Annotated in this window: 16 protein-coding genes and 1 pseudogene; 3 read left to right on the plus strand and 14 right to left on the minus strand. The window is 64.5% G+C overall.

Annotation, left to right across the window (positions count from 1 at the left end; genetic code table 11):
• Nucleotides 1-377: 377 nt before the first annotated feature.
• The gene (locus tag G3O06_RS11395; RefSeq protein WP_174998321.1) at nucleotides 378-1,025 is read right to left on the minus strand and encodes a response regulator transcription factor; all 648 of its coding nucleotides are present in this window, start codon (nucleotides 1,023-1,025) and stop codon (nucleotides 378-380) included.
• 190 nt (nucleotides 1,026-1,215) lie between these two features.
• On the opposite strand from G3O06_RS11395, the gene G3O06_RS11400 reads away from it, so the two are divergent.
• Nucleotides 1,216-2,688 carry a PLP-dependent aminotransferase family protein gene (locus G3O06_RS11400; RefSeq protein ID WP_205816067.1) on the plus strand — a complete coding sequence of 491 codons (1,473 nt, stop codon included), beginning with the start codon at nucleotides 1,216-1,218 and terminating at the stop codon, nucleotides 2,686-2,688.
• A 169-nt stretch (nucleotides 2,689-2,857) separates the two neighbouring features.
• Here the strand turns inward: G3O06_RS11400 and G3O06_RS11405 are convergent.
• Both G3O06_RS11405 and G3O06_RS11410 read right to left on the minus strand, forming a co-directional pair.
• Nucleotides 2,858-3,067, minus strand: a pseudogene (locus tag G3O06_RS11405) (LysR family transcriptional regulator); the annotation flags it as partial.
• 131 nt (nucleotides 3,068-3,198) lie between these two features.
• Nucleotides 3,199-4,587 carry an MFS transporter gene (locus G3O06_RS11410; RefSeq protein ID WP_205816068.1) on the minus strand — a complete coding sequence of 463 codons (1,389 nt, stop codon included), beginning with the start codon at nucleotides 4,585-4,587 and terminating at the stop codon, nucleotides 3,199-3,201.
• A gap of 122 nt (nucleotides 4,588-4,709) precedes the next feature.
• Between G3O06_RS11410 and G3O06_RS11415 the strand changes: the two genes are divergently transcribed.
• Nucleotides 4,710-5,669, plus strand: a complete 960-nt coding sequence (locus G3O06_RS11415; protein WP_205816069.1) for a LysR family transcriptional regulator — start codon at nucleotides 4,710-4,712, stop codon at nucleotides 5,667-5,669.
• Between the two features lie 132 nt (nucleotides 5,670-5,801).
• Here the strand turns inward: G3O06_RS11415 and G3O06_RS11420 are convergent, their stop codons facing one another.
• The 10 genes from G3O06_RS11420 to G3O06_RS11465 all read right to left on the minus strand — a co-directional run bounded on the left by G3O06_RS11420 (nucleotide 5,802) and on the right by G3O06_RS11465 (nucleotide 18,139).
• Nucleotides 5,802-7,478, minus strand: a complete 1,677-nt coding sequence (locus G3O06_RS11420) for a dipeptide ABC transporter ATP-binding protein (RefSeq protein ID WP_241019792.1) — start codon at nucleotides 7,476-7,478, stop codon at nucleotides 5,802-5,804.
• Entirely contained in the window at nucleotides 7,478-8,584 is a 1,107-nt protein-coding gene (locus tag G3O06_RS11425; protein WP_174969572.1) for an ABC transporter permease, read from the minus strand. Before G3O06_RS11425 ends, G3O06_RS11420 begins: the two co-directional genes overlap by 1 nt.
• The gene (locus tag G3O06_RS11430; RefSeq protein ID WP_205816070.1) at nucleotides 8,538-9,590 is read right to left on the minus strand and encodes an ABC transporter permease subunit; all 1,053 of its coding nucleotides are present in this window, start codon (nucleotides 9,588-9,590) and stop codon (nucleotides 8,538-8,540) included. The genes G3O06_RS11425 and G3O06_RS11430 overlap by 47 nt, the downstream gene beginning before the upstream one ends.
• A gap of 14 nt (nucleotides 9,591-9,604) precedes the next feature.
• Complete coding sequence (locus G3O06_RS11435) at nucleotides 9,605-11,491, minus strand: extracellular solute-binding protein (RefSeq protein WP_205816103.1); 1,887 nt, start codon at nucleotides 11,489-11,491, stop codon at nucleotides 9,605-9,607.
• A 113-nt stretch (nucleotides 11,492-11,604) separates the two neighbouring features.
• Nucleotides 11,605-14,355, minus strand: coding sequence for a TonB-dependent receptor (locus tag G3O06_RS11440; protein ID WP_174969570.1), 2,751 nt, complete (start codon nucleotides 14,353-14,355; stop codon nucleotides 11,605-11,607).
• A 352-nt stretch (nucleotides 14,356-14,707) separates the two neighbouring features.
• On the minus strand, nucleotides 14,708-15,283 hold the full coding sequence (locus G3O06_RS11445) for an XRE family transcriptional regulator (protein ID WP_205816071.1): 576 nt from the start codon (nucleotides 15,281-15,283) through the stop codon (nucleotides 14,708-14,710).
• A gap of 309 nt (nucleotides 15,284-15,592) precedes the next feature.
• Entirely contained in the window at nucleotides 15,593-16,018 is a 426-nt protein-coding gene (locus G3O06_RS11450) for a biopolymer transporter ExbD (protein ID WP_175006785.1), read from the minus strand.
• 9 nt (nucleotides 16,019-16,027) lie between these two features.
• On the minus strand, nucleotides 16,028-16,450 hold the full coding sequence (locus tag G3O06_RS11455; RefSeq protein ID WP_174969567.1) for a biopolymer transporter ExbD: 423 nt from the start codon (nucleotides 16,448-16,450) through the stop codon (nucleotides 16,028-16,030).
• An 18-nt stretch (nucleotides 16,451-16,468) separates the two neighbouring features.
• The gene (locus tag G3O06_RS11460) at nucleotides 16,469-17,362 is read right to left on the minus strand and encodes a MotA/TolQ/ExbB proton channel family protein (RefSeq protein ID WP_205816072.1); all 894 of its coding nucleotides are present in this window, start codon (nucleotides 17,360-17,362) and stop codon (nucleotides 16,469-16,471) included.
• A gap of 72 nt (nucleotides 17,363-17,434) precedes the next feature.
• Nucleotides 17,435-18,139, minus strand: a complete 705-nt coding sequence (locus G3O06_RS11465) for an energy transducer TonB (protein WP_205816104.1) — start codon at nucleotides 18,137-18,139, stop codon at nucleotides 17,435-17,437.
• Between the two features lie 1,118 nt (nucleotides 18,140-19,257).
• Between G3O06_RS11465 and G3O06_RS11470 the strand changes: the two genes are divergently transcribed.
• Nucleotides 19,258-22,065, plus strand: a complete 2,808-nt coding sequence (locus G3O06_RS11470) for a TonB-dependent receptor (RefSeq protein ID WP_241019812.1) — start codon at nucleotides 19,258-19,260, stop codon at nucleotides 22,063-22,065.
• 203 nt (nucleotides 22,066-22,268) lie between these two features.
• Here G3O06_RS11470 and G3O06_RS11475 read toward each other — a convergent pair whose 3' ends face one another.
• On the minus strand, nucleotides 22,269-23,216 hold the full coding sequence (locus G3O06_RS11475) for an ATP-binding protein (protein WP_205816106.1): 948 nt from the start codon (nucleotides 23,214-23,216) through the stop codon (nucleotides 22,269-22,271).
• Nucleotides 23,217-23,222: the final 6 nt, after the last annotated feature.

A 23,222-nucleotide genomic window follows, 5' to 3' on the forward strand; every position in this document is an offset into this window, starting at 1 on the left:
GCGCCAGATCACTTTGTACATTCGGTTCATTTGCGTGTAGCAGTCTGTTTGAAGACCACGCATCAACTAACGCATGCCAAGTAATCAGGACTGCGACTTATTGTGCGTGCTCTTTTGATTTGTCGAAACGGAATGATCAGCCTTCAATCACCATCACCAGGAAATCGTGACGATCGCCATGGAATTCCGGCGATCGCCTGCTCGTATCACACGAGCAATGGCCCATGCCGGTTTTACGTCGGTCATCCGGGTGAGCTGTGACGAATTGTGCGGGCCACTCGGTGGCTCGTACATCGGACTTGGACTAGATAACTTAATACATTGCAAGCTGTGCGAAATTGATTCGTAAACGACCGCACACTGTCGTCCATTCGCAATCAAAGCTCCGTCAGCCCGACTTCCATGCCGAATCTCAACAGTTCGATATCGCTGCAAAGCCCCAGCTTGCGCATCGCCGTGCCCTTCTGCGTGCTGATGGTTTTCTTGCTTCGTCCTACTCGCGACGCAATTTCATCGATCCCGATCCCGGATACGAACATCCGCACAACCTCTGCCTCTCGAGCGGTCAGCATGTTCAACCCGTTCCTGCCCGCCTTCAGGCCTTGCACAAGCGCCAGAATGCGCGGCGACAAATAGGGTTCGTGCGCATGTGCACGAACAATCGCGCAAAGCAGATGATCGAGATCGTCCGCCTTGCTGACGATGCACTGCACACCTTGCGTCAGCAACGCGTGCATCACGCCCGCGTTGTCCGATTGCGTGAGCACGACGATCCGCGTTGCCGGGCGACGCCGGTAAACGCCTTCCAGGCTGACGCCGCCGCCGTCGTTCCTTCCAAGCAGCGTCAGCTCGCACACCAATATGTCGAAATGGTTCTGATCCAGGTGCCTCACCAGATCGTCCGCGCAACGCGCTTCAACGACGTCACCGACGACCGGGTCGGCCTGCAGCGCAAGACGTACGCCCGCGCAAACGGCCGCGTGCGCGTCCGCAACCAGCACGCGCAGATTGATGAACTTGTTCATGAATTCAATGCAGGTTATTGCTCCGCCGCATCGCCGACATCGCCGCTCCCCCGGGGTGGCGGGGGGAACGTCGCCCACGCGGGCCAACGCAATCGTCGCGCCGGCGCGCGTCATGGTTTCCCGGAGTCGGCATTCTTCGGCATTTCCACACAATCTTTAAGAGCCAAAACCGGCTCAATTCGAGGCGTCAATGGTTGCAAAGCACGTGTCCCGGCATGCATCGCCGACCTTGGTCGAAATCGACGTGCATCGGCATCTGGACGAGCCCATCGTTCGCCAGATCGTGCGGCAACTGCGGGGGTTGATCGACAGTGGCAGGTTGCAGTCGGACGCCCGCCTGCCGGCAAGCCGCGACCTGGCCGCGCAATTGGGCGTGGCGCGCAACTGCGTGGTCAACGCGTATGACGAGTTGATCGCGGTCGGCCTGCTCGAAGGGCGTGGCCGCCACGGCACGTTCGTCCGCTCGGGCGCATCCGGCGGCAGCGTGCGTCCCGCCCCGCATACCCCGCTTCCCGCGGTACTCGAACGCCTGCAGGCGCCCACACCGGCCGACGAAACCGGGGGCGCAGCGTCGCTAGACTGGCGGCCCGAAAGCGCACATGCTCATGCGCTGCCGCTCGACGTCTGGCGCAACGCATGCCGGGAGGCAGGCCGGCATCTTCCCCCGCAGGACTACGGCGATCCACGAGGCGAACGCGGCCTGCGCCGTGGCATCGCACGATGGTTGCGTACGCATCGGTCTGTCGATGTCGATCCTGATCACGTTGTCGTCACGCACGGCGTCGGTAACGATCTCCAACTGGTCTCGCAGGCATTGCTGAACGGCGGAGATCTGTGCGTGATCGAAGATCCGGGATACCAGAGGGCGATGACCGCGTTCACGCGGGCGGGCGCGACGGTCAGGCCGGTGCCCGTCGACCGTGACGGCTTGCTCGTCGAGCATGTCGTCGCCGACGGAGCCGTGCCGCAGATGGTACACATCACGCCCGCGCATCAGTATCCGCTTGGCGGGCGCCTGCCGCGATCGCGCCGTGAAGCGTTGATCGAACTGGCCCGACAGCACGGCATCCTGATCGTCGAACACGAGTACGACAGTGAATTCCAGCACGAAGGCACCCGGCTGCCGCCGATCTTCGCGAGCGCGCCCGATACCACGATGCTGGTCGGCACGTTTGCCAGGGTGGTCGGCCCGTCGTTGCGGCTCGGCTTCATCGTGGCGCCCTCGGCGGTTGCCGAGGCGCTCGCCGCATTCGTTGATCGCGAATGCAGGCACGTGTCGCTGCCCGCGCAGCGGGTCGCCGAGTTCCTGCTCGCATCGGGCCAGCTCGACCGCCATCTGCGGCGCATGCAGCGGCACTATGCTGCGATGCGCCACACCCTGCTCGCCCGGCTCGCGGTGCATGCCGACCACATCGACCTGCATGGCGACCGCGTCGGGCTACACGTGTGGATCGCCGGCCGCGATCCCGCGTTCGATCGCGCACTGCGGGCCGCGCTGCAGTCGCGCGGCATCCGCTTCAACGAAGTCGCTCGCTTCTCCACGCTGAACGGCGATGTGCCCGGATTCGTGTTCGGGTACGGGTACTTGACGCCTGCAATGCTGGAGCGCTCGCTCGACGAAATCGACGATTGCATTCGGGCGCTGACTGGCGGAGCCTCATGAGCATGATGGCACCGTGCGCACCGGGATGAACTAAGCCCGATGTCGCGTTCCACGTGCTATCGGCGACGTTAGCGTAGCAGCCTTGCTCAACCCGCGTGCGATTTCATCCGCGTCGCTGTCGTCCGCCTGCCGCCCGATGAAATCCCGCTCGCAGAACACGATGTATCGCGATGTCGTCGAGAATGCGCCGGCAACCGGCGACATACGATTCGCCGGCCTCGGTCAGCGACAGTTGCCGCGTCATGCGATGCAGCAGCCGCGTGTTCAGGCAGGCCTCGAGGTCCGCGATCTTGCGGCTCACGGTCGCCAGCGGAATGCCGGGCTGGCGCGCGGTGGCCGACATGCTGCCGGCATCGATGACCGCCACCAGCATGGACATCGACTCGAGACGATCGGCCAGTGGCGCTTCGTCGCCCGCGACGATTCGGGCATCCGGCGTTCGTCACGCAAGTCGCCCGCGATCTCTGACCGGGAAAACGCGTATCGCCGGTTTCAGCAGATGCAGCTGCGTCATCGGACGGAACTGGACGCACGCAGGGTACGCCGTTCGAGCATCAGTATCGACAGCATCCCGATGCACGCGACAACCAGCATCAGCATGACCGCGTGGTAGCCCGTGACGAACCCTCCACCGCGCGTCGTCGAGACCCGGTACAACACAGTCGCGGCTGCGAGGCCCACCGATCCGCCTACGTTGTGCACCATCGTCGCCATGCCGAGCGCCGTGCCTGCCAGCGCTTCCGGCACGGCTGCCAGCGCGGCGGTCATGGACGGCCCCAGGATGCAACCCCAGCCGAACCCCATGCAGGCGAACGCTGCCAGAACCCGCCACCACGCCGTGGTCGCACTGAAGTCCGACTGCATCAGCGCCGATACCAGCAACGCAACGAATCCGAGCGCCATGACCGGCCCTGCTCCGAAGCGGTCGCAGCCACGGCCGGCCAGCGGTGAAACCATCGCCATGACGGCGGTCGTGGGCAGCAGAAGCCACCCCGTCGCTGCGCTGTCTTGTCCGCGCAGTTCTCCCAGATACAACGGCATCAGCAGGAATGCCGCGCAATAGAAGAAAGCCAGTCCGGCGGTCGCGCACGCGGCGAGCGCGAACGGCCGCTGCCGTAACAACGCGAGCCGCAGCACGGGAGCCGCAGCGCGTCGTTCGACCCAGGTCAGCGCGGCGCCCGACAGACAGGCGACGAGCAGCAGCCCCAGCGTTGCCGGCGAAGTCCAGCCCCGGTCGGCGCCACGGACCACGGCGCCGAGGCCGCAGGGCAATATCGTCAGCAGCAGGACGGCGCCGGGCCAATCGAAGCGCTCTCGCGCCGATATGACCGTCTGCTGCGTGAGCCGGCCTGCGCAGAGCATGAAGCTCGCCGCGATCAACGGCACGTTGATGAGGAAGATCCAGCGCCAGCCCAGCGCGTCGACCAGCAATCCGCCGGCCACGGGGCCGAGCGCAAGCCCGAGGCCGTTGACGCTGAACAATAGCCCGAGCGCCTTGCCGCGCTCCTGCTCGGGGAACATCGCCGCGACCAGCGCAGCCGATGCGGTATAGAGTCCGGCGCAGGCCATGCCCTGTACGGTCCGCCATAGCACCAGCGTGAAAAGCCCCGATGCCAGTCCGGCCCCCAGTGACGCGCCGCCGAACACCGCCATGCTCGCGAACATCAACCGGCGCCGGCCATGGCGATCGGCCAGTTGCCCCACCGGAATGGTGCAACTCGACAGCGCCATCACGAAGGCCGTGACGATCCATTGCACCTGGTCGATGCCAGCATGGAAAGCCGAACGGATTTCAGGAATGGCGGTATTGACGATGGTGAAGTCGATGCAGCCCAGGAAGCTGGCGATGGCGACACCGGCCAATGCCACCCAGCGCGCTCGGTGCGGCGAACGATACACGGTACGGGACTCCTTTCGTAAGCATGACTCCGCGGTCCATGCGGAAAGGAAAAATGATATTGGATACATCACGGAGGCAATTGATAGAATCTTTATCAAGATATGAGACAGGAACGATCAAATTGCCCATCCAGCCAACCGACCGCTTTCGGGGCATCCTCGCGTTCGTCCAGGCGGTGGAGTGTGGAAGTTTCAGTGTCGCCTCGCGCCAGCTGGGGCAATCGCCGTCCAGCGTCGGCAAGGCCGTGGCCCGACTGGAGGAGCGCCTCGGCGTGCGGCTGTTCAAGCGCACGACACGACGCATGACGCTGACCGACGAAGGCGAGGCCTATCACGAGAAGTGCCTGCGTGCACTGGCCGAGCTGGATCAGGCCGAATCCGCGCTGGCCGAGCGGCACCTGACTCCGACCGGCCGAGTGCGCATCGCGTTACCGGTGCTCTACGGCCGCATTCGCGTGCTGCCCGTGCTGAACACGCTTGCCGAACGTCATGCGGCACTCGATCTGGACATGCTGTTTTCCAACCGCACGGTCGATCTGGTCGAGCAAAACATCGATCTGGCCGTGCGTATCGGCCGGCTGGAGGACAGCACTTCGCATATTGCTCGCCAGTTGGGCGAACAAGCGTTGCGGCTGTGCGCCGCGCCCGGGTATCTCGATCGGCACGGTACGCCGTCGTCGCGGGAAGCGCTCGGCGATCACCATTGCATCGCGCTTCTGCGCGACGAAGCCGAAGAAGCATGGCAGTTCTCCGGCGATTCGAGCCGGGGCAAGCGTCAGCCGTGGCGGGCACGCCTGCGCCTGAGCGACGTCGCTGCCGTGAGGGATGCCGTGCTGGCGGGACTCGGGCTGGCGCAACTGCCCGGCTGGTTTGTCGAAGACGACATCCGCGCGGGACGGCTCGTTGTCGTCCTGCCTGACGAGCAACCCGAGCCGCTCCCCATCCATGTGCTCTGGTCGAAGACCACGCGCATGACCGCACGGCTGCGCGTCACGATCGACGCGTTGGTGGAGCACCTGTCGCCGCAGCGCGCGGCGCCCGACGCCGGCCCCGGTGGTCCGAAAGCACCCGGACACGACTGACCCGAACCTGCGAACCCGGAATCGATGTGCAAGGCGTACCGCGCGGAAACGGCTACCGCGTTGCTGCTGCCGTGTTCAACCGAACCTTCCTTCATCCGCGTACACGGATGGAAACCGACGCATTCCTCCGGGCTATTCAGAGCCCGACGCATTCGCGGGGATATCCGCCAGTGATGCACGCGCTTGCACGGTTCGTGCGCCAGTGTCGTCGTTGAGCATCGACGACGCCATCAACGCACGGGTATAGGGATGGGACGGCGAATGCAGCACCTGCAACGTCTCGCCTTCCTCGACCACGCGCCCCGCCTTCATCACGATCACGCGATGCGCCATCGCCCGTATCACGGCCAGGTCGTGCGTGATGAACAGATAGCTGAGCCGGTACCGGGCCTGCAGGTTCGTCAGCAGCGCCAGCACCTGCTTCTGGATCGATACGTCGAGGGCACTGGTCGGCTCGTCGAGCACGAGGAGCTCGGGTTCCACCGCCAGTGCCCGCGCGATCGCGATCCGCTGCCGCTGTCCGCCGGAAAACTCGTGCGGATAGCGCGGCATCGCGTCGGCCGGCAGCCCGACCTCCTCCAGCAGCGCCGCGACCCGCGCGCGGCGCGCGTCGCCCGCCAGTTCCGGCCGATGCAGCGCGAGCCCCTCTCCGACGATCTGCTCGATCGTCATGCGCGGCGACAGCGAGCCGAACGGATCCTGGAACACGACCTGCAGCCGCCCGTACAGCGCACGGCGCCCCGCCTTCGCGCGCAGCGTCGCGAGCGGCAGCCCGTCGATCGCGATCTCGCCGGCCGCCGGTTGCTGCAGGCCGAGCACCGCGGCCGCGAGTGTCGATTTCCCCGAGCCCGATTCGCCGACGATCCCGACAGTCTCGCCACGGCGCAAGCGCAATTGCACGTCATGCACGGCGCGGAACACGGTCTGACCGAACACCGCGCGCCAGCCTTTCGCCGCGGTCCGGTAGTCGACCGCGAGCCCGCTCACGTCGAGCATCGCCGGTGCGTCGGCCGCGACCGGCTCGATCGCACGGCGCGGCGCGCTGTCGAGCAGCCGGCGCGTATAGGGGTGTCGCGGCGCATCGAATAGCGCACCGGTTTCGTTCGTCTCGACGAGCACGCCGTGTTCCATCACCGCGACGCGCTGCGCGAAGCGCCGCACGAGGTTCAGGTCGTGCGTGATCAGCAACACGGACATCCCGCGCGCGCCCGCTTCCTGCGCCTGCAATTCGAGCAGCAGATCGACGATCTGCTGTCGCACGGTCACGTCGAGCGCGGTGGTCGGCTCGTCTGCCAGCAGCAAGCGCGGCCGGCACGCCAGCGCCATCGCGATCATCGCGCGTTGCCGCTGCCCGCCCGACAGCTGGTGCGGGAAGCTGTCGATGCGGCGCTCCGGCTCCGGAATCCCGGTGCGACGCAGCAGCGCGATCCCGCGCTCGCGCGCATCGCCCGGGCGCAGCCCCTCGTGCAGCCGCAGGCTTTCGGCGATCTGCTTGCCGATCGTATACAGCGGATTGAGCGCGGTCATCGGCTCCTGGAACACCATTGCGATATCGGCGCCGCGAATGCCGCGCATCTGTTGCTCGGTCTTCGTCAGCAGGTCCTCGCCGTCGAACAGCACGCGCCCCGACAGGCTCGCCTGCCGCACCAGCCTCAGGATCGACAACGCGGTCACGCTCTTGCCCGAGCCCGATTCGCCGACGAGCGCAACCCGCTCGCCGCTCGCGACCGACAGGCTCAGTTCTCGCACGACGGTCCGGGTACCGAACTGTGCGGAGAAACGGTCGATTTCCAGCAACGGGGTCGTCATCATTCGCCTCCACCGAAGGCGGACCCGCGCGTGCGCGTGTCGAGCGCGTTGCGCAGCGCGTCACCGATGAACGTCAGCAGCAGCAGCGTCACCACCAGCGCCGCGAACGCGGACACCGAGATCCACCACGCATCGAGATTGTTCTTGCCTTGTTTGAGCAGCTCGCCGAGGCTCGGCGTCGGTGGCGGTACACCGAGCCCGAGGAAATCGAGGCTCGTCAGCGACAGGATCGCCGCGCTCATCCGGAACGGCAGGAACGTGATCACCGGCGTGAGGCTGTTCGGCAGCACGTGGCGCCACATGATCTGCGTGTTGGTCAGCCCCATCGTGCGTGCGGCCTTCACATAGTCGAGCCCGCGGTTGCGCAGGAATTCGGCGCGCACGTAGTCGGACAGCACGAGCCAGCCGAACATCGACAGCAGGATGAACAGCAGCCATAGCGACGGCGTGAAGATCGACGCGAAGATGATCAGCAGGTACAGGTCCGGCAACGCGCTCCAGATCTCGATCAGCCGCTGGCCGACCAGATCGGTGCGGCCACCGTAAAAGCCCTGCACTGCGCCCGTCAGCACGCCGATCAGCATGCCTGACGCGGTCAGCGCGAACGCCATCAGCACCGACAGCCGGAACCCGTACAGCAGCCGCGCGAGCACGTCGCGGCCGAACTGGTCGGTACCGAGCCAGTTGCTCGACGACGGCGGCGCCGGATACGGCCGCGACGCGAAATAGTCGATCGTGTCGTAGCGGTAGCGGTTCGGCGGATAGATCGCGAAGTTGCCGTGCGCATCGAGGTTTGCACGGATGGCCGGATCGAGATAATTCGTCTTCGCGGGGAAATCGCCGCCAAACCGCGTCTCGGGATAGTCCGTCACGATCGGGAACGCATAGTGTCCGTCATAACGCAGCACGAGCGGCCGGTCGTTCGACAACACGTCGGCGAACAGGCTGATCGCGAACAGCGTAACGAAGATCACGAAGCTCCAGTAGCCGAGCGGCTGGGCGCGGAACCGTCGCCACGTGCGCCGCCACGGCGACGTGGAATGGCCGGCACGTCCGCGCTCAGTGGTCCAGGCGGTTGAATTGGATGCGGGGGTCGACGAGGACATAGCAGACGTCAGCGATGAGTTTGGTCAGGAGACCGATGAGTGTGAACAGGAACAGCGAGCCGAGCACGACCGGATAGTCGCGGCGGATCACCGAGTCGTACGACAGTTGCCCCATGCCGTCGAGCGAGAACAGTGTCTCGATCAGCAGGTTGCCGTTCAGGAACGCGCCGACGAACGTGGCGGGCAGCCCGGTCAGCAGCGGGATCGACGCATTGCGCAGCACGTGCTTCCACAGCACGTCGCGCTCCGGCACGCCCTTCGCGCGTGCGGTCAGCACGTACTGCCTGCCGATCTCGTCGAGGAACGTGTTCTTGGTCAGGATCGTGACGATCGCGAAGTTGCCGATGACCGACGCCGTCACCGGCATCACGATGTGCCACAGATAGTCGAGCGCCTTGCCGATCAGCGTCAGGTCGTCGAAGTTGTCGGACGTGAGCCCGCGCATCGGGAATACCTGCCAGAACGTGCCGCCGCCGAACAGCATCAGCAGCAGCACGCCGAGCACGAAGCCCGGCACCGCGTAGCCGGCCAGCACCAGCACGCTCGTCACGGTGTCGAACCGCGACCCGTTGCGCACCGCCTTCGCGATGCCGAGCGGCACCGACACCAGGTACGTGAGGAACACCGTCCACAACCCGAGCGTGATCGACACCGGCAGCTTCGAGCGGATCACGTCCCACACCCGCGCATGCACGAAGTACGACTCGCCGAGATCGAAGCGTGCGTACGCTTTCAGCATCATCCAGTAGCGCACGAGCGGCGGCTTGTCGAAGCCGAACTGCTTGCGGATCTGTTCGATCTGCTGCGCATCAATCCCCTGGTTGCCGTGATAGCCACCGCCCCCGCCGCTCGCCTCCCCGCCGCGTGCATTGCCGTGGCGCAGTTGCGTGAGGATCTGTTCGACCGGGCCGCCCGGCACGAACTGCGTGACGGCGAACGTGATCGTCACGACGCCGATCAGCGTCGGGATCATCAGTAGCAGCCGCCGGAATATGTAGGCAATCATCGTTGCGCTCCCCGTCAGGTGCCGGAAACCGGTGCGACGCCCGTCGGCCGCTTCCGGTACCAGTAGTTGATGATCCAGTCCTCGTACTGGTAGGAATCCGGAATGACCGCCGGATGCCCGTAAGTCGCCTTGTAGGCGATCCGCGCGTTCGGCAGGTAGTACTGAGGCACGATGACGTAAAGATTGATCAGCACGCGATCGAGCGCGCGCGTCGCCGTTTCGAGATCGTTCAGCGTATTGGCCGCGGATGCCGCGCGAATCAGCGCGTCTACCGCCTCCGAGCGCACGCCCGGATAGTTCTCGGAACCGACCTCGGACGCCGCCGCGCTACCGAAGCGGCGTGCGAGTTCCGCGCCCGGGATCGTGACGGGCGGATAGATCAAGGTCGTCATGTCGTACTGAAAGTTGTCCATGCGTCGCTGATACAGCGCGCTGTCGAGTTCGTGCAGCGACGCGCGGATGCCGAGTGTGCCGAGCGCCTGGATGTATGGCAGGATCAGCCGGTCCATGCCCGGTTGATCGTCAATGATCTCGATCGTCATCGGCGTGCCGTTCGCGTCGCGCAACGCACCGTCATGAAAGTTCCAGCCAGCCTGCGCGAGCAGGTCGCGCGCCTGCTTCAGGTTCGCGCGCAGCGAGTTCGGCGGCAACGTCGACGGTTGCTGGATCATCGGGCCGAACACCTCCGGCGGCAGTGTCGAGCGGAACGGCTCGAGCAGCGCGAGCTCCTTCTCGCTCGGCATGCCGGATGCCGCGAACGGGCTCGCCGCCCAGAAGCTGTGGGTGCGGCGATACTGCCCGTAGAACATCATCCGGCTCATCCAGTCGAAGTCGAACGCCAGTGCGAACGCATGCCGCACCCGCACGTCCTGGAACATCGGCTTGCGCATGTTCATCAGGAAGCCCTGCATCTGTGCGGGGCCGTCGGGGAATTCGCCCTGCTTCAGCATCCCGTTGCGAAAATTCTTGCCGACGTAGCGGCGCGCCCATTGCGTCGCGCTGTACTCCATCCGCACGTCCGTGTCGCCGGCCTTGAACGCCTCGAGCATCGTGTACTGGTCGAGATACAGCTTGAACGACACGCGCGCGAAGCGGTACATGCCGCGTCGCGACGGCAGGTTTGCCGCCCAGTAGCGCGGGTTGCGCACGTAGACGATCTCCTTGTCGTTCTTGCGTTGCCCGATCAGGTACGCTCCGCTCGCGATCGGCGGCACGGTCGCGATCTGGTCGAACGACGGTCGCGTGCCGTCGGCGCGCATGCCCCACTTCCGCGAGAACACGGGCAGATCGCCCGCGATCAGCGCGGCATTGCGTTCCGGGTGCCTGAAGTCGAAGCGGACGGTCTGCGGGCCGACGACGACCGCGCGCCGGATCACCGCGAACTGCGCATTGACGAGCGGCGATGCCTGTCGGCTCGACAGCGTGTCGAACGAGTACTTGACGTCGGCCGCGGTGATCGCGTCGCCGTTCGAGAAGCGTGCGGCCTGATCGATGTGGAACGTCGCCGACATCCCGTCGGGCGCGACCTGCACGTCGTCGGCGATCAACGCATACTCGGAAGCGAGCTCGTCCCAGCTGCGCTGCATCAGTGTGTCGAACATCAGGTTCCTGATGTCCGGTGCGGCCGAGCCACGCAACAGGAAAGGATTCAGCGAATCGTAGCTCTGCGCCGTATCGTAGTTCTGGAAGTCTAGTGTGCCGTCGTCCGGCGCATCGGGGTCCGCGTACGCGAAATGCGTGAATCCCGCGGGATACTTCGGCTGGCCGAACTGCGCGATCGCCGGCGCGGCCGCGGCCCCTCCGGTCGCCATGCCGTACGCGAGCACCGCCGTGCACGCGGCACGCGCGCCCCCGACCACGATTGCCTGCGCACGCCGCACATGCAACATCAATACTGTCATCATCGGTCTTCGTGTGGTCGCACCGGCGCGCGGCCGGCACGATGTCGATTCGAAATACGAGGTGCGTGCCGTCGGTCGCGGCAACGACCGGCGGCACGCGTGGGCTTGTACCGTCAGAACCGGTAGGTCGCGCCGACTTGCGCGAAGCGGCCGATGTACGTGTACAGCGACGAGTCGTAGCCGGTCTGGTAGCTCGAGTTCATGTAGACCGGATCGAACGGCGGGGCACGATTGAAGATGTTGTCGATGCCCGCATAGATCGTCCAATGCTTGATGCCGGTATAGCTGACCATCAGGTTGAACTGGCTATACGACGCCACGCTGCCTTCCATATTGGGATACTGGCCCGGCGACAGGATCGCCTGCGTGTACGGGCCCGTATACATCCAGGTCAGCGTCGCGTTCCACTTGCTCTGATAGTTCCAGCTCAGGCTCGTGTTGCCCTTCCAGCGCGGGAAGCTGCCGCCGAAAGGCTGGTTGAGCGACCCGTTGTTGCCCGCGAAGTCGGTGCTCACGCCGCCGACCGGCATCTTGAAGTGCCACACGTAGGCCCAGTCGCCCGACAGCGTGAAAGTCCCGATCCTGGTGGGTACCGACTGGCGGAAGGTGGTTTCGAAACCATCCGTGTCCAGCGATGACAGGTTCTGGAACGGCATCAGCACGTACGCGATCGAGCCATTCGCGTTACGCACCACTTGCGACGGATCGTTCTGGTTGACGCTCTGCTGGATGTCCGCCGTGCCGATCACATTGTCGATGTGGATCTTGTACCAGTCGAAACCGATATCGGTATTACGGGCCGGCGACAGCTGGAAACCCAGGTTGTAGTTCTTCGTGCGTTCCGGCTGCAGGTTGCGGTTGCCGGCCTGCACTTCCTCGACCAGGCCGTACGCGCCCGGATTGTTCGGGTCGTGCGGATCGACCGCGCCCTGTGCGCTGAAGCTGCGAGACGAGGTGTTCTCGATCAGCGTCGGCGCGCGGAAGCCACGGTTATACGAACCGTACATCGTCAGCTCGCGAACCGGCTGGAAGCGCAACGCGAAACGCGGCGAGAACGCACCGCCGAAGTCGCTGTAGTGGTCGTAGCGGCCCGACTGGCTGAAGGTGAGGTTTTTCAGGATCGGAATATCGATCTGGTAGTAGATCGCCGCGACATTGCGCTGACCGCTCACCGACTGCAGCGCCGGCGAAATGAAGGTGCCGTCCTGGTAGCCCGCGCCCGTGCCGACGTACTGGCTCTGGTGCATGAACTGCGCACCGAGCCCGAGACCGACGTTACCCGTGGGCAGCTTGAACAGCGTCGGCGTCGACATCGTCGCGTCCAGTGCATCGAGCTTCGTGATCGCCTGCGAAGAAGTGCTGCCGTAGAGGCCCGCGAGGCCGTTCGGCGTGCCCGAGGGGTTTGCGAAATTGAACACGCCGTTCTGCACGATGTTCTGCAGCGCCTTCGCATTGATCAGGTTCGAGAACGTGTTCGAGACCGTATCCTGCGAATGCGTATAGGCGGTCGACCAGTCCACGTCCCCGACGTACGGCGCGATGAAGCTACCCTTCAAGCCGGTCGCGGCGCGCCAGAAGTTCGCGCTGGTACGCACCGACTGCGCGTTCGGAAACGAGTACACCAGCTTCGACGGCACGCCGAACGGGTTGTACGGGTTGCTCGCCGGCACCACGTTCGAAATCGGGCGCAGGCCGCCCGTTGCCGGGTCGAATGCTTGTGTGCTGTTGCCGAGACCACCGACGAAGTTGTTGGTATTCGTCGTATTGTTGCTTTCCCACAGATCGGCGAAGGCCTGCATCGAATCGCTGATCTTGAAGTCGCCGTGCACCTTCGCGCTCAAGCGTTCAGTCCATGGCGACAGCGAGGTCGCATAGGCAGTGTTGGTTTGGCAGATCGTGCCCGGACCGTTGATTCGCGCGGTGGCACTGCCGGCGATCGGTGCGCCGCCCCACGGACACCCGGCGAGCGGCACGCGGGCGCCGGTCGGGTCACGCCAGTACGACGGCGACTGGTTGAACAGGCCGCCTGGGAAATTCGAGAAATTCTGGTTCTGCGTGGTGTCGCGATCCGCGGCCGACACACCGTTGAAACGGTAGAGACTCGCGGCCGCCGTCACGTTGAAGCGGTCCGCGTTGAGATCGCCGAAACCGCCGAGAATGCTGAATTTGGTGGTACCCGCACCGCCGCCGTTCTGGGTCGCACCGCCATAGCTGCCGTCGAGTTGAAGGCCCTGGAAGTTTTTCTTGGTGATGATGTTGACCACGCCCGCGATTGCGTCCGAGCCATACTGCGACACCGCGCCGGTCTTGACGATCTCGATCCGATCGATGATGTTCAGCGGCAGTGTATTCAGGTCGAAGAACTGGTCCGTTACGTTCGTCGCGAACGCATAGGGCGCGACGCGCTGGCCGTCGATCATGACCAGCGTGTACTTCTCGGACAGGCCGCGCAATGCAATGCCGGCGCCCCCGGGGGCGAAGCTGTTCGTCGTGCCTTCCGCCCAGCTGCTCGCCGAATTCGCGGACGTGCTGCGTAGGAAGTCGGCCACACTGTTCTGACCACTTGCCTCGATGTCCTTCGCCGTGACGGTCTGGACCTGGTTGAAGCCGACTTTGTCCGCGCTGCGGATCAGCGAGCCCGTCACTTCGAAGCGCTTGATCTGCGCGACCTTGTTCTTGCGTTGCGCCCCCGAGTCCCCGCCGGCTCCCGCCGCAGGCGCCTCCTGTGCGACCGCGTCCGCGACCGCTGCCCCCCCGGGCGACGGCTGGCTCTGCGCGAATGCCGGTGCCGCCAGCGTGGCCGTCAGCGCCATTTCCGCCCAGATCATCCTCTTGATAGCCAACGCCAAAGCTCTCTGCTTCATCTTGCCCCACTCGTTCGTCAGTAAGAACCCGCCGGTTTTGCGCTGGATCGCGTGAATCCTTGCCCGCTTCCAGGCGTCTGCATACCGGTCCCCGTTATTGCCCACCTGCCACCTGCACGCCTTCGAACTCGCCCGCCACGCGGCATGTACGGCGCGTGGCACCACTCACTTCCGCCTTCGTCGCCCGGTGTCGAGAAACCGCAACGGCGGGCGTGAAGGGCGGGTGTGTGCCTGTCCTCGCCCTTCCGCCCCGATGCAGCCAATCAGGCCGTGCGCACTTCCCGCTCCTTCGAAAAACAATCAGTAATCCTTATGTAAGCATCCGTAAAAACGAATCCACTCTCGTGTTCTCTCAGGCGCCGGCCGGCGCACCGAACCAGACGACCACCGCTTCTTCGTTGGCCGTGTTGCTCCACACCTGGGCCGGGGGCGATTCGTAATGCGCGGTCTCGCCCGCTCTCAGCACGACGGTGCGGTCGTCCATCGTCAGCTCGAGCTCGCCGTTCATCACGTAGAGGAATGCTTCTCCCGCATAGGCCGCTCCTTCCGGCGCGGCCTGGCCGCCCGGAATCCGGAACAACCGTGCATCCAGCTTCGTTCCGCTCGCCAGGTGCGAAAGCTGCGCAAGCGCGCTCGCAAGCAGCTCGACACCAACGTGCTGCAGCGATTCGCATTGGCACGCCGGTGGCGCACCGGACGTCGAACCGACAAAATGGTCGATCGTGACGCCCAGCGCCTTTGCGATCCCGACGAGCGTCGCGATCGACGGCATCGCGCGCCCGCGTTCGATCTGCGACAGGAACGGCTTCGAGATGCCGGCCGCCGCCGCGGTCACATACAGCGTGAGCTTGAGCTGCCGTCGCAGCATGCGAATCTTGTTTCCCATCGACGTGGCAACAAGCATCGATTCATCGGAAGGCGAAATCATAGTGAGACACGAACCCGTAGTCGAAACTGCTTGATGAATGCGCTCCCCCGGTCAACGTGATCGCAGCCCGCTTGCGGCGAATCTGCGTCCCGATGGAAACCTTGGTCGCGCGGCGAACATTCGATGTTACGGCTTTCCTGTTTTTCGCATCGCATCGATACATTCGCACTCCACATCAATTGGAACGGGTTCCGATTTCGTCGATTCAGCCAGATCGTCACCGGGTCGCCATGCCGCCCGACACGCGGTACCCTCCGTTTCCCGACACGGCCTTCCCGCGTGACCGAAGCATTCGCGCGCCCGCCTGCTTCACGGCATGTACTGCTCGTTTCCAATCAGGCCGATCTTGGTCGCACCGACGCGCTGCGCACTCGCCAGCACGCCGGCGACCGCCTTGTACGGCGCCAGCTTGTCCGGCCGCAGACGGATCTCCGCCTGCACGGGCTCCTTCGCGACTTGCTCGAGCTTCAGCTCGAGCGCCGCACGATCCGCCACCCTCGTGCCGTTCCAGGTCGTCGCGCCGTCGGGCGCGATATCGATCTGCACGGCCTCGGGCGGCTTTGCTGGCGGCGGCGGATTACCGACCGGCAGATCCATCCTGACCGAGTGCATCTGGATCGGGATGGTAATGATCAACATGATCAGCAGCACCAGCATCACGTCGATCAGCGGCGTGGTGTTGATGTCAACCATCACGTCCGGCTCGCCGCCACCCGAAGATACGTTCATGCCCATCGTCGACTCCTACCCGCCGCGCGCCGGCGGCTCGGTGATGAAAGAAACCTTGGCGATACCCGACCGTTCGCACGCGGTGACCACGCGCCCGATAAACTCGTAGCGCGTGTTCTCGTCTCCGCGCACGTGCACGTCGGGCTGCGGCGACATCTGCGAGATGCCCTTCAGCTTCGCAAGCAGCGTCGGGCCGTCCACATGCGTTTCGCCCCAGAAGAACTGCCCGTCGCGATTCACCGCGATCTCGACGCTTTTCGGCGTCGTCTGCAACGGCTGCACCGTTTCCTTCGGCAGCTCCAGCGGAATCGTGTGAGTCACGACCGGGATCGTGATCAGGAAAATGATCAGCAACACCAGCATCACGTCGACGAGCGGCGTCGTGTTGATGTTCGCGATCACGTCGTCGTTGTCGTCCTGTCCGACGCTCATGGCCATCGCGCACCCCCGCCTGCGTCAGTGCACGAGCGACGCGGCCGGCACACCGGCGGCCCGCGCCGGACGCTTGCTGCCGGCGAGCAGCACCGTATGCAGCTGCGCGCCGAAGTCGCGCACGCGCTCCATCACCGACTTGTTGCGGCGAACCAGGAAGTTGTACCCGAGCACGGCCGGCACGGCGACCGCCAGCCCGATCGCCGTCATGATCAGCGCCTCGCCGACCGGGCCCGCGACCTTGTCGATCGACGCCTGCCCGGCAATGCCGATGGCCGTCAGCGCGTGATAAATGCCCCACACGGTGCCGAACAGTCCGACGAACGGCGCGGTCGAGCCCACCGTAGCGAGGAACGCCAGGCCGTCCTGCAGCCGGTTCGACACGCTGGTAATCGCGCGCTCGACCGAGACGTCGATCCACGTATTGCGGTCGACCGCTTCGAGCAGCGCCTCGTCGTGGTGCTCGCCGGCCTCGATCGCGGTCTCGGCGATGAAGCGGAACGGCGATGCCTCGTCGAGCAGGCTCGCGCCGGCCGACAGCGACGGGGCCGACCAGAGCTGCTCGTCCGCGAGCTTGGCGCGCCGGTTCGCGCGAAACTGCTCGAGGAACTTGGCGATCATGATGTACCAGCTACCCATCGACATGATCACGAGCAGAATCAGCACGAATCGCGCGACGAAATCGCCGTTCTTCCACAGCGCACCGAGCCCGTACGGATTCTCGACGGCCTTCGTCGTCGCCGGTGCAGGTGGCGGCGACGGCTCGTCCGCGGCCGCCTGCGGTGCGGATGCCGTCGCGGCCACGGCCACCGGCGCGCTCGACTCGGCAAACGCCGCCTGCGGCGCGACGAGCGCATCGAGCGCGACAGCGGAAATCAACATGCAGGCCGCCAGTGCGGCCAGTGAACGCTTTGCCATACCTACTCCATTTGTTTCGTTAAACTGATCGATTTAAAATCCCGTCTTGCCCGCCCGGCGCCCTGCACCGGTTCAGTTCAGGTTGAACGAGAACGGAACCTGGACGCGAACCGGCTGCCCCTGAGCCGTGCACTTGAATCGCTTGACCGTGTTGTAGGCAGCGCGATCCAGGATCGGATCGGCCGACTGCGCCACCCGTACGTTGGTGATGTTGCCGTCCGCATCGACGACGAATTCGATCGTGACGTCGCCGGTGATGTTGTTTTCCTGCGCTTCCTTCGGATACTGCATCGATGCGCGCATCTGGTCGGAATTCGGACAGACCACCCCGACCTCGTGGCTGACCGACTTCGCCACCGGCGCCGGTGGCGCGACGACCGGTGCCTGCACGGCCGGCGCGGACTGCACGGGCGCGGCCTGATGCGTGATCGTTGCCTGCGGAGGCGCCTGCACCGGCACCTCCGCGGGCGGCACGAACGGCGGCGGCGGCAGCGTCGCTTTCGGTGGCGGCAGCTTGACCACCGGCAAGGGTGGCGGGGGTGGCGGCGGCTTCACCGGCTCGATGATGCGGGTTTCGATCGGATGCTGAATCACCTGCACGACCTTGGTCGCGAGGCCGTTGACGAGCGCATAAACCAGCAACACATGCAGCAGCAGCACGACCGCGATGCCGCCGAACCGGCGCACCGGGTTCCGCTGTTTCCCGCCGAACTGCCGCGGGCGCCCGGGCATCGCCGGTCCACCACCGGACGCGAACACGCCGTCCTCGATCTTGATACCCACCTTCAGTCCCCCAATGCGAATGTCGCCGATGCACGATGCCCCACGGCCCGGATGACGGCAGTGTTTGATTCGATACCCGGAAAACCAGAATTGCTAATTCCAGAAAATGCGTTTCCCGCCCGTCGATCGCTCGACACGGGAAAATTACTGCTTATCGAAATTGATTAGATTCCGGAAAATAAAACGGATGCCCGTCCGCTCGAACAGCAGTCGGTGGAGCGCAGCCCTACCTCGATCACACGGATCAAAATGGAAGATATTCTGAAAGGAATGAATACCTCAATAACCGCCGCTCCTTGATTGCGAACAATATCAAGAAAAAATTTTGACCGTCAAACTTTTTTTGATGAAACATTCAAAGTTTGATTAGATCAAACTTACCGCTCTTATAACTCAAACTTTAAAAGTTTCATCACATCAAACATTCCCAATTTCGGGGCATCGGCAATCCAGACAAGTTTGATCACATCAAACTTTCACGTTGTTTTATTCGTCCTGCAGCGATGTTTACCGAAGCAGGAGTCCACTCGAGCGAGGTCGATATCCGGCCGCCGGAAGTCGTCGACGAACCACGCTCTCACGCGCCATGTGTTCCATCAGGCACCGCGCGCCTCGTACATTCCGGCGGATTTCAGGTTGCGGTTCGAAGCAAGCGGCCGATCCGGCCGTCGGCGCGCAGGTTTTACGCGCAGCGATCGGCCATTACGCATAACAGCCCGGATGACGCGACCTGCAGAGAATGACCGACCGCGACGCCACGCATCGCACGGAGCCGAGTGTTTTTCTTGTTTTCAGAAGACAAATTGAATTAGCAAGTCATTTCAATTTACCCACCCTCCACCACATCAATATACGCAACGATCATTTGCCGTGCCAAAAGGCGATCGATAAAGTCTCTCGCCACGCCACCGGCCATTACTCGCGAATACGGCATCTGAAAGAGAAATCGATTCATTCGACTGATTTCAGATCGCGTCCGTCATTCCGGGAGCACGCATCAGACGCTGGAATTGCGCGAACGAAAAGGGGGTTGCGAGTCGATATGCCGCCGTGAGCGGCGTGGATGCCCGGCAACTGCCAGCCATTGAACTTGCTCGTCAACATACTTGAAGATGCAAAACACGTCGCTCTACATCATGAGAGGGAGCGCGATTGCGCTCTGCCTGTCCGGCCTCGCGACAACATGGATGCCCGCAGCGGCGCAGGAAGCCGCGTCGAGCGCAGCTGTCGTCAGTGCTCTGCCAAATCCGGCCAGCGCGGCCGCATCAGCGCGCAGCGCGGATACGACGCAAAAGCCTGTCGCCGCATCGCTGAAAACGTTCGTCGTGACGGGTTCGCGCATTCCACGCTCCGAGAAGGAAGGCGCGACGCCCGTCACCGTCATTACCGGTCAGGAACTCGAATCGAAAGGGTACCGAAACGTCTTCGACGCGCTCCAGTCGCAAACCCAGAACACGGGCTTCACGCAAGGCGCCGACTTCGGCAACACGTTCACGCCGGCCGCGAATGCGCTCAGCCTGCGCAGCCTGGGCCCGAATCACACGCTCGTCCTCGTCGACGGCCGACGCGTGGCCGACTATCCGATCGCGTACGACGGCAACGTCAACTTCGTGAACCTGGCCAACATTCCGTCGGCGATGATCGACCGGATCGAAATCCTGAACGGCGCGGCCTCCGCCGTATACGGCTCGGACGCGATCGCGGGCGTCGTCAACATCGTCATGAAAAAGCACATCGACGGCATCGAGGTCAACGTCAAGGGTGGCCGCACCTGGGACGGCGGTGGCGGCAACGGCCGGCTGCAGGTGTCGGGCGGCAAGGAATTCGGCGCGCTGAGCACGGTGTTCGGCCTCGAGATCAGCAAGACCAATCCGATATGGTCCGGGCAGCGCGACTTCATGTCGGCTTCGACGCTCGAAGGTGAAACGCCGACCAAGACCTGGGCCCGCCAGAACCTCGACACGGGCCGCTACGTCGGTGCCGCTGGCGCGTGCGGCCCGCTCGCGGGCGTCGGCGCATTCGGCGGCACGTCCCCCGTCAACACGCGCAATGGCGCGTACTGCGGTAGCGGCGGCGCGCAGCCGTCGTACTGGACGACGCAAACGAACAACGTCAGCGAGAACCTGTACGGCGGCGTCGAATACCGGCTGAGCGATCTCGTCACGCTGTTCGGCTCCGTGTCGACTGCCTGGAACCAGACGGAGAACAACACACGCGGCCCGAGCTGGACGTCGGCCGCGGCGACGACCGGTTACTTCTTCAACCAGGAAACCGGTGCGAACGAGGCGTGGACCAAGCGCATCTCGCCGCAGGAGATCGGCGGCGCATCGGTGTGGAACAAGCGCTGGGACGACGTCGCGGGCAACCTGATCACGGGCCTGCGCGGCAAGCTGCCCGACAGCAGCTGGAACTACGAGCTCACGTACAGCGCGTCCGGCTACCAGAGCCGCGCGACGGTGCCGCGCCTGCTGTCGAACGTCGACAGCTATTACCTCGGCCCGCAGCTCGGCACCGCGGCCGACGGCGCGCCGATCTACGCGCCCAGCGCCGCACGCTTCGCGACCCCGCTCACGCCGAACCAGTTCGCGTCGATGTACGGCGAATCGACCAGCAGGAACAACACGTGGACGCAGACCTTCAGCCTCGCCGCCAATGGCAACCTGTTCTCGCTGCCGGCGGGCCCCGTGCGTGCCGCCAGCGTGATCGAATACGGCACGCAGGGCTTCAGCAACGCCCTCGACCCCGCGCTCAATCAAGGCGTGTACTACAACTCGGCCGGCGCGACCGGTGCGAGCGGCAATCGCAAGCGCTACGCGGCCGCGGTCGAGTTGCGTATCCCGATCCTGAGCCAATTGACCGCTAACGTCGCAACGCGCTATGACGACTACTCGTTCGCCGGCACCCGCAACAACAAGCTCACGTACGATCTCGGGCTCGAATACCGGCCACTGCGCGAGCTGTTGCTGCGCGGCAATTACGGTACGAGCTTTCGCGCACCGGACATGAATTACATCTTCATGAGCCAGTCGAAAGGCTATTTCGAATCGACCACCGACTACTTCCGCTGCAACCAGTCGGGGAAATCGCTCGCATCGTGCGAATACGCGAACGTGTCGCCGGGCTCGAACTTCATTCAGAAGGGCAATGCGAACCTGAAGCCGGAAAACGGCAAATCGTGGGGTGCCGGCTTCGTGCTCGCGCCCACACCGGACATCGACCTGTCGGCCGATTACTACAACATCCGCATCGACAATCTCGTCACGACCATCGATCCGGACAATCTGCTGCGAACCGAATCCGCATGCCGTACGGGACAACTGAGCGCCAGTTCGCCCAACTGCGTGGACGCGCTGAGCCGCGTGATCCGCAACCCGCTGACGGCCGTGCTCGATCCCGGCGCGATCAACACGATCCTCGTGAACCCGATCAACGCCGCGATGGAAAAGACGACAGGCTTCGACCTCGGCGGCAAATGGCGCGTTCGCGCCGGCCGCGCGGGCACGTTCCTGTTGAGCGCCAACTTCACGAAGGTCCTCAGCCACAAGTACCAGCAATATACGAACGGCCCGGTGCAGGATCTCCTGCATTCGCTCGCGAACCCGACCGGCAACCCGGAGTGGCCGGACAAGCTCACGATGAGCCTGACCTGGTCGATTCCGAAGTGGACGTCGACGATCCAGGTCGAGCGCTACGGCAAGGTGCCGAATGCGGCCCAGACCGCGTACCTGACGCCGACCACGCTCGCGAACCTCAGCATCTCGCACCAGTTTTCGCGCGATACGTCGCTGACCTTCGTCATGAACAACGTGTTCAACACGATCAAGCACGACGATTCCGCCGGCTGGCCTTACTACACGGTCGGCTATTACATGCCTTACGGCCGTACCCTGTGGCTGGAATTCAGCCATCACTTCAGTTGATCCCCCCCCGTCCGCGCGGGCCCGCGCGCCGGGGCCGCGATTCAGCGGGACCCTGCGGCGCCGGCTGCCGCAATCGATGCGGCAGCCGGCGGTTGACGGCGACGCCACGCGCGACGCGTGGCGAGCAACGCCTGCCCCGCATCCGACGAAGTGAAGGCCTTGCCTACGAAGGCAACGCGCAGCGAATCAGGCGGCTGCCCCGCTCAACCCGTGCGCCGCACGTGCGCGCGTTCACCCGCGGCCCCCTCTTCCGCTAGCCGCCCCGCATAATCCCGCACGAACTGCGCGGCAATCCGCCCCGACCGCGCACCGCGTTCCAGCGCCCACTGCAGTGCCGGTTCGCGCGCCGCACGAATCTGCGCCGCATCGAACCCGGCCTCACCGAGCCGGCTTTCGACAACCGCCAGATACGCGTCCTGCGTGAACCCGTAGAACGTCACCCAGATCCCGAAGCGCTCGGACAACGAGATCTTCTCCTCCACCGCGTCGCCCGGATGCAGCTCGCCGTTCTCCGCACGCGACACGTTCGCGTTGTCGCTCGCCTGCTCGGGCATCAGGTGGCGGCGATTCGACGTCGCGTACACGAGCACGTTCGACAGGTCGCTCGCGACCGAGCCGTCGAGCACCGTCTTCAGTTCCTTGTAACCGGTCTCGCCCGCCTCGAACGACAGGTCGTCGCAGAACACGATGTATCGTTCGGGCCGCGCACGTACCATTTCGACGATCGCCGGCAGGTCGCTCAACCGTTCCTTGCCGACCTCGATCAGCCGCAGCCCGTGCGGCGCGAACGCGTGCAGGCACGCCTTCACGATCGACGACTTCCCGGTGCCGCGCGCACCGGTCAACAGCACGTGATTCGCCGCGAACCCGCGCACGAACTGCCGCGTGTTCCGTTCGACAATCGCCACCTGTCGCTCGACGTTGCGCAGCGCATCGAACGCGATGAGCGCGGGCGCCGCGACCGGTTCGAGCGGTGCTGTCCGTGGCCCGCCGTCGAAGCCGCGCCAGCGGAATGCAACGCCCGCGTCGAAATCGACGGGCGCCGGCTGACCGGTGCCCGCCAGCGCTTCGAGCGCGGTCGCGATCCGTTCGAGCTGGTGCGCGAGCGCCGGTGCACCGACGGATGCGCGAGCGGCCGGCAGCGCGGCCATCAAGCT

Source organism: Burkholderia sp. Ac-20345, assembly GCF_017104825.1.
GTDB classification, from domain to species: Bacteria; Pseudomonadota; Gammaproteobacteria; order Burkholderiales; family Burkholderiaceae; genus Burkholderia; species Burkholderia lata_B.